The following is a 15,282-nucleotide window of genomic DNA, read 5'->3' on the forward strand; positions in this document are numbered from 1 at the left end:
CGCTGGTGCCCTTGATGCTGTCGGGAATGACGCTGGCGCTCAGGGCTTCGAGGGAGTCGAAGCCGAGGGTGTTGAGCATGGCTTGCTCGTCACCGGCGCGGGGGCCGATGTGGCGGGCGATGAATTCATTGGCGGTGCTGAGATTGATAGTCATGGCGGGCTCCTCAGGCTTCGGCTTGGGCTTTGATCAGACGGTCGTAGGCGTCCTGATCCAGCAGTTGGCCGACAGCGGCAGCGTCAGCGGGCTGGAAACGGAAGAACCAGCCTTCGCCCAGCGGGTCTTCGTTGACCAGCTCAGGGCTGGCGTCCAGCGCCGGGTTCACTTCCAGCACTTCTCCGTCCAGTGGCATGTACACGCCGCTGGCGGCTTTTACCGATTCCACGGTGGCTGCTTCAGCGCCTTTGTCGTAGGACTGCAACTCTGGCAGTTGTACGAAAACCACGTCGCCCAGAGCGTTCTGCGCGAAAGCGGTGATGCCGACTGTGACAGTGCCGTCAGCTTCGGTGCGCAGCCATTCGTGATCTTCAGTAAAACGCAACTCGCTCATGGAAACTCCTAAGGGGGGCCAGACTCGTCTGGTGGACGCGATTGAATGCTTGGGCAATGCCCTGGTTTATGAGAGGTTACTAAGCAAGAACACGGCCAATGTTATTTTATTGTTGTAAATCAAATAGTTACGCTGATCATCGATCCAGTGAAATCGACAGCCTGTAGCGAAATCGCTACAGCTGCGACGGAAGAGAAAAGCTGAAGGGGATCAAAGCCTTGCGCAGGGCTGGTTGCAGAGGGGTGTAGCGAAATCGTTCCGCTGTAGCGCTTTCAGTACAGGTGGAGGTCGTTTTCAGATATATTTTTCAGGCCGAACACAAACCCCCTGTGGGAGCGGCTTGCTCGCGAAAGCGGTATATCAGTCACCTCATCTGTTGGATGACCCACTGCCTTCGTCGGAACGCCGCCCGGAGCAAGCCCGCTCCCACATTTTGACCGAGTAGGACTTACGGCTTGTTGGGGATGCCGTACTTGCGCAATCGATGAGCGATGGCGGTGTGAGAGGTTTGCAGGCGGCTGGCCAGTTGGCGGGTCGAGGGGTAGCTGACGTAGAGTTTTTCCAGCAGGGTTTTCTCGAATTCATCCATGGCCTGCTCCAGGCTGTCGATATCCTGATCGCTCTGGCGTGCCACCGAGGTGCCAGCGATGTCGAGGTCGCCAATGTCCACCAGGCTGCTTTCACAAATGGCCGCTGCCCGGAAGATCACGTTTTGCAGTTGCCGCACGTTGCCCGGCCAGCGGTTGCCGAGCAGCGCCGGGTAAGTACCCGGCGCCAGGCGACAGACCGGGCGCTGGATCTGTGCGCAAGCCTGCTGCATGAAATAGCGGGCCAGGAGCAGGATGTCCTGCCCGCGTTCGCGCAGGGGCGGGACTTCGACATTGAGTACGTTGAGCCGGTAAAACAGGTCTTCGCGGAACAAGCCTTCGCTGACCATTTTTTCCAGGTCGCGGTGAGTCGCGCTGAGGATCCGCACGTTGACCTTGACCTCGCGGTCGCCGCCCACCCGCCGGAAGCTGCCATCGTTGAGGAATCGCAGCAGCTTGGCTTGCAGGTACGGCGACATCTCGCCGATTTCGTCGAGAAACACCGTGCCCTGGTTGGCCAGTTCCATCAAGCCCGGCTTGCCGCCCCGTTGTGCCCCGGTAAAGGCGCCGGGGGCGTAGCCGAACAGTTCGCTTTCGGCGAGGTTCTCCGGCAATGCCGCGCAATTCAGTGCCAGGAACGGTGCGTTGTGGCGGGCGCTGATGGCATGGCAAGCCCGCGCCACCAGTTCTTTGCCGGTGCCGGTTTCGCCCTGGATTAACAGCGGCGCATCGAGTGCCGCCACCCGCTGCGCGCGAACCTTGAGCGTGCGAATCACCGGAGACTCGCCGAGCAGTGCATCGAAGCCTTCGGCGTGATCATGGTGCAGGGCCGAGAGGCGCTCACCGATGCGATTGGGTTGATACAGGGTCAACAGGGCGCCAGCGTCGGTGATCGGCGTGGCGTCGAGCAACAAGGTCTGGCCGTTGACGGTGATCTCTCGCAACGGCAGGCGAAAACCGTGTTCGAGCAACGCATCGAGCAGCGCCGGGTCGGCAAACAGGTCGGCGACACTTTCTCCGGCCGGCTCGCGACCGTACAGGGCAATCAACGCCGGGTTGGCCAGCAACACCTTGCCAGCGCTGTCCAACGCCAGCACCGGGTCGGTCATCGCCGCGAGCAGCGCATCGAGCTGCAGGTGCCGACGCTGGCCGGGAAGAATGTCGACCACGGTCATGGCTTGCACGCCCCGCACGCTCAGCAACGCATCGCGCAACTCTTCCAGCACTTCGGGGCTCAGGGTCGGCGCGTCGATGTAGACGTTGGGTGGAACCATTTCCACCGCATCCAGGTTGAGGTTACGTCCACCGAGCAAGGCCAGGACTTCCTGGGTAATGCCGACGCGATCGATGAAGCTGACGTGGATGCGCATGGTGCGGTTTCGGGTTCTGGCGTGCGGAGGGTGGCAAGTATGCCTTGGGGCGGGCTAATGGTGAAATCCTGCGCAGCATTTGCGGGCAACGACAACCCCTGTGGGAGCGGGCTTGCTCGCGAAAGCGTAGTGTCAGTCAATCGATTAGTCGACTGATGCACCGCATTCGCGAGCAAGCCCGCTCCCACAGTAGGGTTGGGTTGAGCACAGAATGTGTGTTCGGGTTACTCGAAGTGTTCGGGGTTTACCGGGTCGCCGGATTTCATGTTCAACTGCTGCCGGATGTCTTCGAACATCAAGTCGTAATGCTTGTGGATCGAACCGATCTGGCTGTGTGTCTTAGGAATCCCGTACTTCTCGGCAATTCTCGTCACATCCCTGGCGAAGTTGTAGGCTTCCTCCTTGGGCAGGAAGAAGGGCTCTGACATGTCCTTGCCTTGAATGTTGCCATGCATGGTGAACTGGATACCTTTTTCACCTTTGTCATTGGTGGCGACCTTATAGTCGAGGTGCACGTTGTAACTGACATCGTCCGGTGTCAGCGCATGACGCTCGATGTGCAAGTGACCTGGCTGAAACTGTGCCATGGGCGTCTCTCCTTACAAGTAAGTAATGCCAGGTGTCGCCGTGCTGATGCGTGTGCCGGCCTTGCCCTGGACGATCGCTTCGATGTCGGCGAGTGATCCGATCACCGCGACTTTTCCAGTATGGCGTGCGAACTCGCAGGCTGCTTGCACCTTCGGTCCCATGGAGCCAGCGGCGAAGCCGAGCTTTTCCATTTCGTCGGGGTGCGCCTGGGCGATGGCTTTCTGCGTCGGTTTGCCGAAATCGATAAAGGCGGCGTTGACGTCGGTGGCAATCACCAGCAGATCGGCTTCCAGCTGTTCGGCCAACAGCGCCGAGCACAGGTCTTTGTCGATCACAGCTTCCACGCCCTCAAGTTTGCCGGGTGCGGTGTACATGGTAGGGATGCCGCCACCGCCGGCACAGATCACGATGCTGCCTTTTTCCAGCAGCCATTTGATCGGGCGGATTTCGAAGATGCGTTTGGGTTTGGGGCTGGCGACCACGCGGCGGAATTTGTCGCCGTCGGGGGCGATGGCCCAGCCTTTTTCGGCAGCCAGTTTTTCTGCCTCGGCCTTGGCGTACACCGGGCCGATGGGTTTGCTGGGTTTCTGGAAGGCCGGGTCGTTGGCATCGACTTCGACCTGGGTCAGCAAGGTGGCGAAGGGCACCTCGAAGTCCAGCAGGTTGCCCAGCTCCTGTTCGATGATATAGCCGATCATGCCTTCGGTTTCGGCGCCGAGGACGTCCAGCGGGTAAGGCGACACCGAGGTGTAGGCGGCCGCTTGCAGCGATAGCAGGCCGACTTGCGGGCCATTGCCGTGGGCGATGACCAGTTGGTTGCCGGGATGGATCTTGGCGATCTGCTCGGTGGCGATCCGGATATTGGCGCGCTGGTTGTCCGCGGTCATGGGTTCACCCCGGCGGAGCAGGGCGTTACCGCCCAGAGCAACGACGATACGCATGGTGCATGTCCTTTCAAAAAGAGAAGCCACAAGTAACTCGGTCTTCCGGTTGGAATCGGGCCAGTGTGGGAGCCGCGTCGGCCGTTAGAGATCCGCCAGCGTCGACACCAGAATCGCCTTGATCGTGTGCATGCGATTTTCCGCCTGCTCGAAGGCGATGCAGGCCGGCGACTCGAACACGTCATCGGTCACTTCGATGCCGTTCTTCAGGTGCGGGTACTGCTCGGCAATCTGCTTGCCGACCTTGGTATCGCTGTTGTGGAAGGCCGGCAGGCAGTGCATGAACTTGGTGCGCGGGTTGCCGGTGGCCTTCATCAACTCGGCATTGACCTGATACGGCAGCAACTGCTGGATGCGTTCGGCCCAGGCTTCGACCGGTTCGCCCATGGAGACCCAGACGTCGGTGTGGATGAAGTCCACACCCTTGACCGCCGCTTTCGGGTCTTCGGTGAGGGTGATGCGCGCACCGCTTTCTTCACCGTATTTTTTGCAGCGTGCCACCAGATCGTCCGCCGGCCACAGGGCTTTCGGCGCGCAGATGCGCACGTCCATGCCCAGCTTGGCGCCGATCAGCAGCAGCGAATTACCCATGTTGTTACGCGCATCCCCAAGGTAGGCGTAGCTGATTTCGTGAATCGGCTTGTCGGCGTGTTCACGCATGGTCAGCACGTCGGCGATCATTTGTGTCGGGTGATATTCATCGGTCAGGCCGTTGAATACAGGCACGCCGGCAAACTTGGCCAGCTCCTCGACGATTTCCTGTTTGAAGCCACGGTACTCGATGGCGTCATACATGCGCCCGAGCACGCGGGCGGTGTCCTTCATGCTTTCCTTGTGGCCGATTTGCGAAGAGTTCGGGTCGATGTAAGTGACATTGGCACCCTGGTCATAGGCGGCGACTTCGAACGCACAGCGGGTGCGGGTCGAGGTTTTCTCGAAGATCAGCGCAATGTTGTTGCCCTTGAGGTGTTGTTGTTCGGTGCCGGTGTATTTGGCCCGCTTGAGGTCGCGGGACAGGTCGAGCAGGTAACGCAATTCGCGAGGGGTGTGATGTTCCAGGCTCAGCAGATTGCGGTTATGGATATTGAACGCCATTTTGGATCTCCTAAGGTGTCGGTTATCCCGTTGGCCCGCGCTCGGTCAGTGCGGGCCAAGGCTGATAGGTTAGTAGTCGATCGGATCACGGATGATCGGGCAGGTCATGCAATGGCCGCCGCCGCGACCGCGTCCCAGTTCGCCTGCGCTGATGGTGATGACTTCCACACCTGCCTTGCGCAGCAGGGTGTTGGTGTAAGTGTTGCGGTCGTAGCCGATGACCACACCGGGCTCCACGGCGACCACGTTGTTGCCGTCGTCCCATTGCTCGCGTTCGGCGGCGAAACTGTTGCCGCCGGTTTCTACGACGCGCAGGGCCTTGAGGTTGAGGGCCTTGGCCACGGTGTCGAGGAAGTTGGTTTCTTCGCGGCGGATATCGATGCCGCCCGGCTTGCTTTCATCGGGGCGCAGGGTGAAGGCCACAATCTGGTTCACCACTTCCGGGAAGATGGTCACCACATCGCGGTCGCAGAAGCTGAACACGGTGTCCAGGTGCATCGCCGCGCGGGATTTCGGCAGGCCGGCGACAATGACTTTTTCCACGGCCTTGTGCTTGAACAGACTGACCGCCAGTTGGCCGATGGCCTGGCGGGACGAGCGTTCGCCCATGCCGATCAGTACCACGCCATTGCCGATCGGCATCACATCGCCGCCTTCCAGCGTGGAACTGCCATGGTCCTTGTCCGGGTCGCCGTACCAGATCTGGAATTCAGCGTTGGTGAATTGCGGATGGAATTTGTAGATGGCGGTGGTCAGCAGGGTTTCCTGGCGACGTGCCGGCCAGTACATCGGGTTGAGCGTGACGCCACCGTAGATCCAGCACGTGGTATCGCGGGTGAACTGGGTATTGGGTAGCGGCGGCAGGATGAAGCTGGAGTGACCGAGGAATTCGCGGAACATCTGAATGGTCTTGCCGCCAAAACTGTCCGGCAGGTCATCGGCCGAGACTCCACCGATCAGGAACTCGGCGATCTTGCGCGGTTCCAGGCTGCGCAGCCACGAGCCGGTTTCATTGATCAGGCCCAGGCCCACCGAATCGGCGGTGATCTTGCGCTCGAGAATCCAGTCCAGCGCTTCGGGGATGGCGACGATGTCGGTCAGCAGGTTGTGCATCTCCAGTACATCGACATTGCGTTCACGCATTTTGGTGACGAAATCGAAATGGTCGCGCTTGGCCTGTGCCACCCACAGCACATCATCGAACAGCAGTTCGTCGCAGTTGTTCGGGGTCAGGCGCTGATGGGCAAGCCCTGGGGAGCAAACCATGACTTTGCGCAGTTTGCCGGCTTCGGAATGGACGCCGTACTTAACTTTTTCCGTGGTCATTTCAGTGAACCTCCAGATGGCAAATCAATCGTGTTACAGGGTCAGGAAGCCGTCGTAGAGACCGTAGGCCGCCACCAGGGCGCCGACGACCACCGCGGCGAAAATCAGCTTCTCGACGTTGGTGAAAACCGGTTTCTTGAGTTCCAGCTTGGCCTTGGCGAACAGGATCGCGCCGGGTGCATAGAGCAGGGCCGAGAGCAGCAGGTATTTCATGCCACCGGCGTACAGCAGCCAGACTGCATAGATCAGGGCCACGGCACCAATGAACAGGTCCTTCTGACGCTCGCCCGCCGCGCCTTCGTAGGTTTCGCCGCGTACCGCCAACAACAGGGCGTACGCCGCCGACCACAGGTAAGGCACCAGGATCATCGACGTGGCGAGGTAGATCAGCGACAAGTAGGTGCTGGCCGAAAACAACGTGATGACCAGGAATATCTGAACCATGGCATTGGTCAGCCACAGGGCGTTGACCGGTACCTGGTTGGCGTTCTCCTTGCGCAGGAACGCCGGCATGGTGTGGTCCTTGGCCGCGGCGAACATGATCTCTGCACACAGCAGCACCCACGACAGCAGGGCTCCGAGCAACGAGATGATCAGGCCGACGCTGATCAACACCGCCCCCCAAGGACCCACCACGTGTTCCAGCACGGCGGCCATCGACGGGTTCTGCAGCTTGGCCAGTTCCGGTTGGGTCAGGATGCCCAGCGACAGCACGTTCACCAGTACCAGGATCAGCAGCACAGTGATAAACCCGATCACCGTGGCCTTACCCACATCACTGCGTTTTTCCGCCCGGGCCGAGAAAATGCTCGCGCCCTCGATGCCGATGAACACCCACACGGTGACCAGCATCATGTTGCGCACCTGGTTCATCACGCTGCCAAGGTCCGGATTCTTCAAGCCCCAGATGTCGGCGGTGAAGATCTCCAGTTTGAAGGCGAAAATCGTAATCAGCACAAACAGTATCAGCGGTACGATCTTGGCGACCGTCGTCACCAGGTTGATGAATGCCGCTTCCTTGATCCCCCGCAGTACCAGCCAATGCACGGCCCACAGCAACACGGACGCGCCGACCACGGCGGCGACGGTATTGCCCTCGCCGAACACCGGGAAGAAGTAACCCAGGGTGCTGAATAACAGGACGAAGTAACCAACGTTGCCCAGCCAGGCACTGATCCAGTAACCCCAGGCCGAAGAGAAACCCATGTAGTCGCCGAACCCGGCCTTGGCGTAGGCGTAGACCCCGCCGTCCAGGTCGGGCTTGCGATTGGCCAGGGTCTGGAAGACAAAGGCCAGGGTGAGCATGCCGACGGCGGTGATCGCCCAGCCAATCAGAATGGCGCCGACATCGGCACTGGCCGCCATGTTTTGCGGCAGGGAAAAGATGCCGCCACCAATCATCGAACCGACGACCAGGGCAATCAACGCGCCGAGTTTCAGCTTTCCGGGAGTTTCAGACATTGCATGACTCCATTGCAGGAGAAGAGAGGCAACAGACTAAGTGCGCCCGCCATTGAGTGGGCTGACTTAGATCAGTGCAGGTCGACATTCCATTGTGAATAACCGAAAAATCGCTCATACAAAGCTAATGCCTGTAATGCTTGTCCCAGAGGCTTCGTTGAATTTTTGTTGAAACTTTCTCGCATTCCTTGCGCCTTATGAAGCTAGCCCTTTTTTGCCATTCCGCAAATTTTCGCGCAGGGTTGTCAGAACGGAATTGGCTTATCAATAAAGTTGTATAAAGCAAAAGAATATATCGATGCCTATTGGGTTTTATCTGGCACTTGGATGGGCGTTTGTTGGCGTTATCCAATAAACGTCATTACGCTTCATCCATTTAGTTAACGCAGGTTATGTGACGCTCTTGCGGCAATGACCGCCCCTGGCAACTGGAGACGCCGCCATGTCGCAATCGACGCAAAAGCTTCGCCTGAGCGCACTGATCGCCCTGGTCGTCGGATCGATGATTGGCGGCGGGATCTTTTCCCTGCCGCAAAACATGGCGGCCAAGGCCGATGCGGGGGCGATCCTGATTGGCTGGGCCATTACGGCCGTTGGCATGCTGACCCTGGCCTTCGTGTTCCAGACCCTGGCCAACCGCAAGCCGGAACTGGACTCGGGGGTGTACGCCTACGCCAAGGCCGGTTTCGGCGACTACATGGGGTTCTCGTCGGCCTGGGGTTACTGGATCAGTGCCTGGTTGGGCAACGTCGGCTATTTCGTGCTGCTGTTCAGCACCCTGGGGTTTTTCTTTCCGGTGTTCGGCGAAGGCAACACCCCGACCGCCATCGCCTGTGCGTCTTTGCTGCTGTGGACGGTGCATTTCATAGTGATGCGCGGGATCAAAGAAGCCGCTTTCATCAACCTGCTGACGACCGTGGCCAAGATCGTGCCGCTGATCATGTTCATCGTGATCGCCGCCGTGGCGTTCAAGGCGGACATCTTCACCCGGGACATCTGGGGACGCAGCAACCCGAGTTTCGGCAGCGTGATGGACCAGGTGCGCAACATGATGCTGGTCACGGTGTTCGTGTTCATCGGTATCGAGGGTGCCAGTGTCTACTCGGCACGGGCGGAGAAACGTTCGGATGTGGGCCGGGCCACGGTCATCGGTTTTCTCGGGGTGCTGGCGCTGCTGGTATTGGTCAACGTGCTGTCGCTGGGGATCCTCAGTCAACCGGAACTGGCCACCTTGCAGAACCCGTCGTTGGCCTCGGTGCTGGAGCATATCGTCGGCCCGTGGGGCGCGTTGCTGATAAGCATCGGCCTGGGGATCTCACTGCTGGGCGCGTTGCTGTCCTGGGCGTTGCTGTGTGCGGAGATCCTGTTCGCCACGGCCAAGGACAAGACCATGCCGGCATTCCTGACCAAGGAAAACGCCAACCATGTGCCGGTCAATGCGCTGTGGCTGACCAACATGATGATTCAGCTGTTTCTGCTGATCACCCTGTTTTCCGCCGGCACCTACACCAGTCTGATCTACCTCGCGTCATCAATGATACTGGTGCCCTATCTGTGGTCGGCGGCTTATGCGGTGCTGCTGAGCGGGCGCGGTGAGACCTATGAGCACGCTTCCGCCGAACGCACCAAGGACCTGCTGATCGGCGGCATCGCCCTGAGCTACGCCGTGTGGTTGCTGTATGCCGGCGGCGTGAAGTACCTGCTGCTCTCGGCCTTGCTCTACGCGCCCGGCGTGATCCTGTTCGCCAAAGCCAGGCATGAACAGGGCAAACCGGTGTTCACCACCCTCGAGAAGGGCATATTTACCTGTGTCATCAGCGCTGCCGGACTGGCGGCGTATGCGCTGTACAGCGGAGTGCTCAGCCTGTGAAGTTACTGCTGGCGTTCCAGCCGCCCTACGACTGGCCCGCGATGCTGGGGTTCCTGTCGGCGCGGGCGATCGCCGGAATGGAAGAAGTTGTCGGCGAGGTCTACTCACGCAGCATCGGCTTGAACGGGGTCCACGGCACGCTCGCTATCCGGCCTGCGACGGCGGACTCACTGGAACTGACGCTGGACTTTCCCGATGCCGGCGCAGTGCCTGAGATTGTCGCCAGGCTGCGGCGGATGTTTGATCTGGATGCCGAACTGGTCACCATGCAACGGCATCTGTCGGCTGACCCACTGCTGGCACGGCTGATTACAGACCGCCCAGGGCTGCGCGTACCGGGGACGTGGGACGGACTGGAACTGGCGATCCGCGCGGTGCTGGGGCAGCAGATAACCGTGGGCGCGGCTATCAAACTGGCGGGAAAACTGGTGGCGCAATACGGCACACCCTTGAGCTCGCCGCGCGGTGGCTTGACCCATGTGTTTCCCGAAGCGGCGGTGCTGGCGGCGGCGGACCTTGCGACATTGGGGATGCCGAAAAGCCGAGGCCGTACGCTGTCTGGCGTGGCCCAGGCGGTGATCGATGATCCCCTGTTGTTTGAACCCGGTCGGCCGGGCGGGGTGGCGCGGTTGCTGGCGTTGTATGGCATCGGCGACTGGACGGCGCAGTACATTGCGTTGCGGCAGTTGCGGGAAATGGATGGGTTGCCGAATGGGGATGTGGGGTTGATCAATGCGTTGGCGGCATTGGAGGGTGGGGCGGTGACGGCTCGTCAGTTGCTGGAGAGGGCTGAGGGGTGGCGGCCGTATCGGGGGTATGCGGCGCAGTTGTTGTGGACCTCACTGAGTCGCGCGGATTGAGCGAGCTGTCGGCCCAAATCCCAATCACCCTAAATGCCGAAAATGCACCACAACCTCACTCACACACCGGGGCCGAACAATGCCCGGCAGCCCACCGCAACCCCTGTGGGAGCGGGCTTGCCCGCGAAAGCGCCAGCCCATCCAACACACATGCTGAATCAGCCAGGATGGTTTGCCACCGAGGAGATGATGGGACAAAGGATGTTCTGTTTTGAATGTCCATTTTTTGAATTTTTACGAACCCGGCACGAATGGGTATTTTCTCATCTCCATTTTTGTCGCCTTTTTCTGCATGGCTTGTGGGATCTTTCCTGATTTTCTAGACCGTCTTGAGTTTCCCCTCTGTCCACGTACTTTGCGTTAAGCCACTCACCCCGAGTCGGCTTATCGATCGTTAACAGTGGCGCGCTTTTCATGACTGGGGCGCACTTAGAGAGGGAGATCAGCAATGGCACAAGGACATTTCATTCGCCTGGGTGACAAGACCACTTGCGGTGGCCAGGTTTTAGAGGCCGACACCCGAGTCATGATGTTTGGCATCGCCCATGCTCGTGAAGGCGACCGCGTTTCCTGCGGCAAAAACGACGAAACCTACACCATCGTGGGAGGCGTCTCCTACATCAACAGTCATGGCAGGATCGTGGCGGGCTCGCTGGACAGCTACAGCACCTGCCCGTGCAGAGCCAGGTTAATCCCGTCGGTGTTTACCGCCACTTATGAGTCGCGCAGCAGCGCTGCGCCCCAGACCACAAGGACTGATCCCCAACCGACCACACCTCTGGCCGGCAATCCGGCAGCGCCACGCTCAGCCGGTTTCACGTCTGCGTCGAGCACTCCCAAGCCAGTGTTCTTAGGCAGTTCAGCAGCCCAGGAGCCAGGCTTCTACATCGTGCCCAAGAGCACCACCCGCGAACAGTTCGAAGCCTCCTTGTTCACCCTGCGTGACCCGGCGGTGATGGGAAAATTCAAGCTGCTCAACCCCAACTTGAACGACGTCAAAGCCGGCTCGATGATCGTGCTGAGCGACCCGAGCAACTACCAATGCACCCGTGAAGAAGCCCTGCTCATGGACGTGGCAGCCAAGACCAACCAGATCATTGAAACGCTTAGCCCTGAAGAAGCGGATTTCATGGTGCAACACCGTGATGTCATCCAGGCTTTCCTGACCTATGGCTCGAACGCTATTGGTATTGGCGCGAGCGTTTTCAAGAACAACCTGGACAATGTAGGCAATGCCTTGAGGGATATTGAAGCGTTGCAAACGAATACGCTGCAAAGAGATGGGCACCTGCGCTCGCCAACGTTCTTCGCAGAGCGCCAGCGTCTGCTCGCACAACTAAACAGCCATATGACGGCACTGACCCGCAAGGGCATTGGATTCCCTGACCATATCAACTTGAAAAAAATGTTGGGTATTTCCAGCCAAAGCTTGGTCCACCACTGGACCAATGCCAGTCCCGGGGGGCAAATACCGGGTCATGCCACCCATCTTGAAGGTGTGGCGAAGGCTTCTAAATACGTCAAATACGGTGGTTGGTTGGGTACTGCCGTCGGCGGTGGAGCATCGGCCATGAAGGTGCAGGATGTGTGTGCGGCTGGAAATACCGAGGCTTGCGAACGAGTCAGGTTTACTGAAACAGGGGCTTTTGCCGGGGGTATCGGCGGTGGTGTAGCTGCAGGCGCGATATTGTCGGCCCCCGTTGTCGGTGCACTCTGCATTGGGTTGGGGGTGCCTACAGGCGGGCTAGGTACATTGGCATGCAGTATCGTCGTGGTTGGCGTCGGTTCTTATGCAGGCGGCGTATATGGCGGAAAGGGCGGTGAGATAATCGGGGAGGTTATATACGAGTATGCGAGATGACGACGGCCGAATTAATTGTAGGTGGTTTCTGTGGGGTGGTGCTCCTTGGTATCTATATTTGGATTGGGATTGCACTATACCTTGGGTACACAAAGGGTGAAGAGTTATCGGCGTACTTCAAAAACAGCTCGTCGCTGATTACTGTCGATACGCACAAGCATACAGGACCTTTTGGGAAACTTCAGTTGATCGGCGGTATTGCCAGTGTTGTCACGTTCCCTCGATTTTTTGTGAAGCGTGGTCTGGTCAGTGCTGAAGATATAGAAAGATTTCCACATCCATGCAGGCGAAAATTAATTGTTTTGCAATGGAGTGTAATAGGGTTGCTCGCCACTTTGGTATTCCTAGTATCATTATGGGAGTCAGGAGTGCTCAAGTGATGTGGCTGTGGATTTATGTTGTGTGTGCTCGGTAGCTGGCTGTCTTAAGGCTAGCCAGTTCCCGAGAGCCAAACTGCAAGCTCTGAAACTTAGGTATGTTGATGTGTAGTGGCTAGATGATGCTTAAGACGGAAAAAACTGGCGAAATAATTTACGAGGCCCTGAAATGAACGTGAGTGTCGCGCACAAGATATTTCTGTGTATCAACATTATTGGTTTTCGGCATGCAGTGGGGGCGTTGTTTGCTATGCCGCGTTGGTAGGGGGTGGTGCATGGAGGGGGCAGAAAGTGGTGGAATAGCGGGCGAATACGTAGGTGAGAAAATATTTGAAATAAAACAGCAATGACCAGCATCGACACTTGGTCTCCGTGGATTGCAATTACTGTTGCCGGCGGCCCAATTCTGCTGGGTGCTGTGAACACCGCTTACTGCTTGTACCTTAGCCGCCGGCATCTGGATGCCATGATGGAAGCCTTGAAAAACAGTCGCTTCATTTTCATTTGGGGGCCAGGTTGGCGCAGCCAAGGCTGGTTTGGAGGGTATGTACTGGTCACTACAATTGCCGGCATGGTGGTGTGGCCGAAAGCGTACATCCGCTATGGCAAAGTGGACTCTGAGGATATCGAAAACTTTCCACCTCACCTGAAACGTCTTCTGGTCATTTATGTTGCGGGTGTGAACGTCACTCTAACTGGGATGGCGATTGCCTACCTCTTGGTGACATTCAAGTAACAGACGGGCAAAAACTCCAAGCTAAAGACAGCAGCTGACTATTCCGGTCACAGTCTGCTCATCGCTGGAACAAGGCTGGTGCGCCGGGGCACAGACAGTAGTACGTCCCCTTGTGAGTACGTTGGTTTACTTCTACGGATCTCGCAGGAGCGACGCCGGGCTTCTGGCTTTGGCGTATTGTTATGAGCAAGCTTTCACGGCGGACACCTGCTTTCAAGCAGTAGTAATCGAGTGATCGTGATAGTGGAGGATATGAAGGTGATCGTACATAGGAGCGAGCTTGCTCGCGATGCACTCAATGACACCGCGTTTTGCCAGTAACAGACCATCTTCTACAGCTCGCCGCATCCGTATTCTAAGCAATTATTCCAAGGAGATTTCCGCAGAGCAAGAACACGCCAAAACCAACGATCGAATAGGCTAGCATCCGATTGGGAATAGTGAGTAATCGTCGTAGGGAGAGGGGAAAGCGAGCGAGTTCATCCATTGCAAATGGATCACACTTCGATAAAAAATCAACGTCTAACAAAAGCATGGTCGATAGGTGTGACAAGCGACAATAGCGGCCATACAGGCTGTTACCCATCACTCGTCGGTTGCGATCGACGAAGTAGGAGTTCTCGAGGAGCGACTCAATCTCATCCAGTTTGAAAAAACTGATGCAGACCCGTGCGAGGCAAGCCAGCAGCGCCAGGATCAAACACGTTATCAATATGGCGACGCAGAGCATTTTTGGGTCGGTCATCGGTTTCGAAGCGGTAGCGCGCAGCCACTCGAATCCGTACCAAAGTAGGAGTAGGACTGCTCCAGTCAGCGCGATCCGCATGATGTATCCCGGTACTTTCAACCATTTCTTCAAGTGTTCCGGTAAAATTTCAGCCTCCATGAATGCATACGGGTCCAGCATCGTGAAAAGTGCGTAATGGCCAGTTAATTCTCCTATCAGCTTTACCCTTTTCATCCTTCCCCGTGGAGTATTTCCCACTGTTTTTCGATTGATACCTACAAGATGCGAAACAATGAAGTGATTCTCCATCTGATCAAGCCGAAAATAGGCAACAAATAAAAACACTGCCTCACTGAGTAATGCGAGGATAAATACAACTGTCCATGATATGTAGTAAATGAACTCAAGATGGGATGCGATCAAAGGTAACCCTCAAGTTTGTCTAAGCCAGAATGCTATGACTCCCTAAGCGGCCAGGCATCTGGTCTTGCATAAATAAGCCTGTTGCCAAAGGTGTGGTAGCAGCCCCTAAATTTCACCCGCCCGCAGTGTGGGCAGGCGAGTGAGGACGTCTTTCAGGGGGAGTAGGAATCATGGCGATGACTCTGCCCGATCTGCTGATCGATGTATGTCATCCATTTCTCTATATGCATACGGATCGCTCTGTCAGACCAAAGGCACTGCCAGGGAAGCCCGATCGCCAGCGTCTGAAGCTGCTCAGGGTTCAGCTCTATCTGAGTGTCATGTTGGATGCCACTTTCTGCCCCAATCGCTCGGCTTGGGCGCAGTGAGCCGGGGAGAATTGGAAAAGGGCGATACGCTTCAAGGTGATTTTCATCACTCGAGAGGCCATGGTGTTCTCCGGGATGGAGAGTGTTGATCTGAATGCGACAGGATTTTTCAGCAAGAATGAGTTTTACTTCGTCAATGATCCT

General features: G+C 57.5%; 15 protein-coding genes and 1 pseudogene. 6 read left to right on the forward strand and 10 right to left on the reverse strand.

Going from position 1 to position 15,282, the window contains the following annotated elements; translation table 11 throughout:
- From CGA21_RS27255 to arcD (CGA21_RS27290), 8 genes are all read right to left on the reverse strand, one after another.
- Positions 1 to 154: hypothetical protein (locus CGA21_RS27255; RefSeq protein ID WP_188265458.1), on the reverse strand; the 154-nt coding region annotated here is incomplete at its 3' end.
- Between the two features lie 10 nt (positions 155 to 164).
- A complete protein-coding gene (gcvH, locus tag CGA21_RS27260; protein WP_110755284.1) occupies positions 165 to 548 on the reverse strand; it encodes a glycine cleavage system protein GcvH in 384 nt (127 codons plus the stop codon).
- A 448-nt stretch (positions 549 to 996) separates the two neighbouring features.
- Positions 997 to 2,505 (reverse strand): sigma-54-dependent transcriptional regulator, encoded by a 1,509-nt coding sequence (locus CGA21_RS27265; protein WP_110755285.1) that lies wholly within the window; start codon positions 2,503 to 2,505, stop codon positions 997 to 999.
- A 224-nt stretch (positions 2,506 to 2,729) separates the two neighbouring features.
- Entirely contained in the window at positions 2,730 to 3,092 is a 363-nt protein-coding gene (locus CGA21_RS27270; RefSeq protein WP_188265459.1) for a DUF5064 family protein, read from the reverse strand.
- 12 nt (positions 3,093 to 3,104) lie between these two features.
- Positions 3,105 to 4,034: a carbamate kinase gene (arcC, locus tag CGA21_RS27275; RefSeq protein WP_110755287.1), complete on the reverse strand. Its 930-nt coding sequence runs from the start codon at positions 4,032 to 4,034 to the stop codon at positions 3,105 to 3,107.
- An 84-nt stretch (positions 4,035 to 4,118) separates the two neighbouring features.
- On the reverse strand, positions 4,119 to 5,129 hold the full coding sequence (locus CGA21_RS27280) for an ornithine carbamoyltransferase (RefSeq protein ID WP_020800264.1): 1,011 nt from the start codon (positions 5,127 to 5,129) through the stop codon (positions 4,119 to 4,121).
- Between the two features lie 69 nt (positions 5,130 to 5,198).
- The gene (arcA, locus tag CGA21_RS27285) at positions 5,199 to 6,455 is read right to left on the reverse strand and encodes an arginine deiminase (protein WP_020800265.1); all 1,257 of its coding nucleotides are present in this window, start codon (positions 6,453 to 6,455) and stop codon (positions 5,199 to 5,201) included.
- Between the two features lie 33 nt (positions 6,456 to 6,488).
- Positions 6,489 to 7,916: an arginine-ornithine antiporter gene (arcD, locus tag CGA21_RS27290; RefSeq protein ID WP_188265460.1), complete on the reverse strand. Its 1,428-nt coding sequence runs from the start codon at positions 7,914 to 7,916 to the stop codon at positions 6,489 to 6,491.
- A gap of 442 nt (positions 7,917 to 8,358) precedes the next feature.
- On the opposite strand from arcD (CGA21_RS27290), the gene arcD (CGA21_RS27295) reads away from it, so the two are divergent.
- The 5 genes from arcD (CGA21_RS27295) (at position 8,359) to CGA21_RS27315 (ending at position 13,620) form a co-directional block, all read left to right on the forward strand.
- On the forward strand, positions 8,359 to 9,786 hold the full coding sequence (gene arcD, locus CGA21_RS27295) for an arginine-ornithine antiporter (protein ID WP_188265461.1): 1,428 nt from the start codon (positions 8,359 to 8,361) through the stop codon (positions 9,784 to 9,786).
- Positions 9,783 to 10,646 carry a DNA-3-methyladenine glycosylase family protein gene (locus CGA21_RS27300; RefSeq protein ID WP_188265462.1) on the forward strand — a complete coding sequence of 288 codons (864 nt, stop codon included), beginning with the start codon at positions 9,783 to 9,785 and terminating at the stop codon, positions 10,644 to 10,646. The genes arcD (CGA21_RS27295) and CGA21_RS27300 overlap by 4 nt, the downstream gene beginning before the upstream one ends.
- A gap of 448 nt (positions 10,647 to 11,094) precedes the next feature.
- The gene (locus tag CGA21_RS27305) at positions 11,095 to 12,507 is read left to right on the forward strand and encodes a PAAR domain-containing protein (protein ID WP_188265463.1); all 1,413 of its coding nucleotides are present in this window, start codon (positions 11,095 to 11,097) and stop codon (positions 12,505 to 12,507) included.
- A complete protein-coding gene (locus tag CGA21_RS27310; RefSeq protein ID WP_083349673.1) occupies positions 12,504 to 12,887 on the forward strand; it encodes a hypothetical protein in 384 nt (127 codons plus the stop codon). The genes CGA21_RS27305 and CGA21_RS27310 overlap by 4 nt, the downstream gene beginning before the upstream one ends.
- Positions 12,888 to 13,230: 343 nt before the next feature.
- Positions 13,231 to 13,620: a hypothetical protein gene (locus tag CGA21_RS27315; protein WP_188265464.1), complete on the forward strand. Its 390-nt coding sequence runs from the start codon at positions 13,231 to 13,233 to the stop codon at positions 13,618 to 13,620.
- 355 nt (positions 13,621 to 13,975) lie between these two features.
- On the opposite strand, the gene CGA21_RS27320 is transcribed toward CGA21_RS27315, so the two are convergent.
- Positions 13,976 to 14,770 carry a hypothetical protein gene (locus tag CGA21_RS27320; protein ID WP_223194278.1) on the reverse strand — a complete coding sequence of 265 codons (795 nt, stop codon included), beginning with the start codon at positions 14,768 to 14,770 and terminating at the stop codon, positions 13,976 to 13,978.
- A 170-nt stretch (positions 14,771 to 14,940) separates the two neighbouring features.
- Here CGA21_RS27320 and CGA21_RS27325 point away from each other — a divergent pair, with 170 nt between their 5' ends.
- A complete protein-coding gene (locus tag CGA21_RS27325; protein WP_188265477.1) occupies positions 14,941 to 15,138 on the forward strand; it encodes a hypothetical protein in 198 nt (65 codons plus the stop codon).
- Here the strand turns inward: CGA21_RS27325 and CGA21_RS27330 are convergent.
- A pseudogene (locus CGA21_RS27330) lies at positions 15,114 to 15,200 on the reverse strand (XRE family transcriptional regulator); the annotation flags it as partial. The gene CGA21_RS27325 and the pseudogene CGA21_RS27330 sit on opposite strands and share 25 nt — an antisense overlap.
- Between the last annotated feature and the right edge of the window lie 82 nt (positions 15,201 to 15,282).

Origin of the sequence: Pseudomonas sp. PSB11 (genome assembly GCF_014596605.1) — a bacterium.
GTDB lineage: Bacteria > Pseudomonadota > Gammaproteobacteria > Pseudomonadales > Pseudomonadaceae > Aquipseudomonas > Aquipseudomonas umsongensis.

Excerpts from the sequence above, each read along its gene's own strand:
- CGA21_RS27310 (WP_083349673.1), top strand. The coding sequence starts at position 12,504 with ATGACGACGGCCGAATTAATTGTAGGTGGTTTCTGTGGGGTGGTGCTC.
- CGA21_RS27280 (WP_020800264.1), bottom strand. The coding sequence starts at position 5,129 with ATGGCGTTCAATATCCATAACCGCAATCTGCTGAGCCTGGAACATCAC.
- arcD (WP_188265460.1), bottom strand. The coding sequence starts at position 7,916 with ATGTCTGAAACTCCCGGAAAGCTGAAACTCGGCGCGTTGATTGCCCTG.
- arcC (WP_110755287.1), bottom strand. The coding sequence starts at position 4,034 with ATGCGTATCGTCGTTGCTCTGGGCGGTAACGCCCTGCTCCGCCGGGGT.
- CGA21_RS27305 (WP_188265463.1), top strand. The coding sequence starts at position 11,095 with ATGGCACAAGGACATTTCATTCGCCTGGGTGACAAGACCACTTGCGGT.
- CGA21_RS27315 (WP_188265464.1), top strand. The coding sequence starts at position 13,231 with ATGACCAGCATCGACACTTGGTCTCCGTGGATTGCAATTACTGTTGCC.
- CGA21_RS27265 (WP_110755285.1), bottom strand. The coding sequence starts at position 2,505 with ATGCGCATCCACGTCAGCTTCATCGATCGCGTCGGCATTACCCAGGAA.
- gcvH (WP_110755284.1), bottom strand. The coding sequence starts at position 548 with ATGAGCGAGTTGCGTTTTACTGAAGATCACGAATGGCTGCGCACCGAA.
- arcA (WP_020800265.1), bottom strand. The coding sequence starts at position 6,455 with ATGACCACGGAAAAAGTTAAGTACGGCGTCCATTCCGAAGCCGGCAAA.
- CGA21_RS27270 (WP_188265459.1), bottom strand. The coding sequence starts at position 3,092 with ATGGCACAGTTTCAGCCAGGTCACTTGCACATCGAGCGTCATGCGCTG.
- CGA21_RS27325 (WP_188265477.1), top strand. The coding sequence starts at position 14,941 with ATGGCGATGACTCTGCCCGATCTGCTGATCGATGTATGTCATCCATTT.
- arcD (WP_188265461.1), top strand. The coding sequence starts at position 8,359 with ATGTCGCAATCGACGCAAAAGCTTCGCCTGAGCGCACTGATCGCCCTG.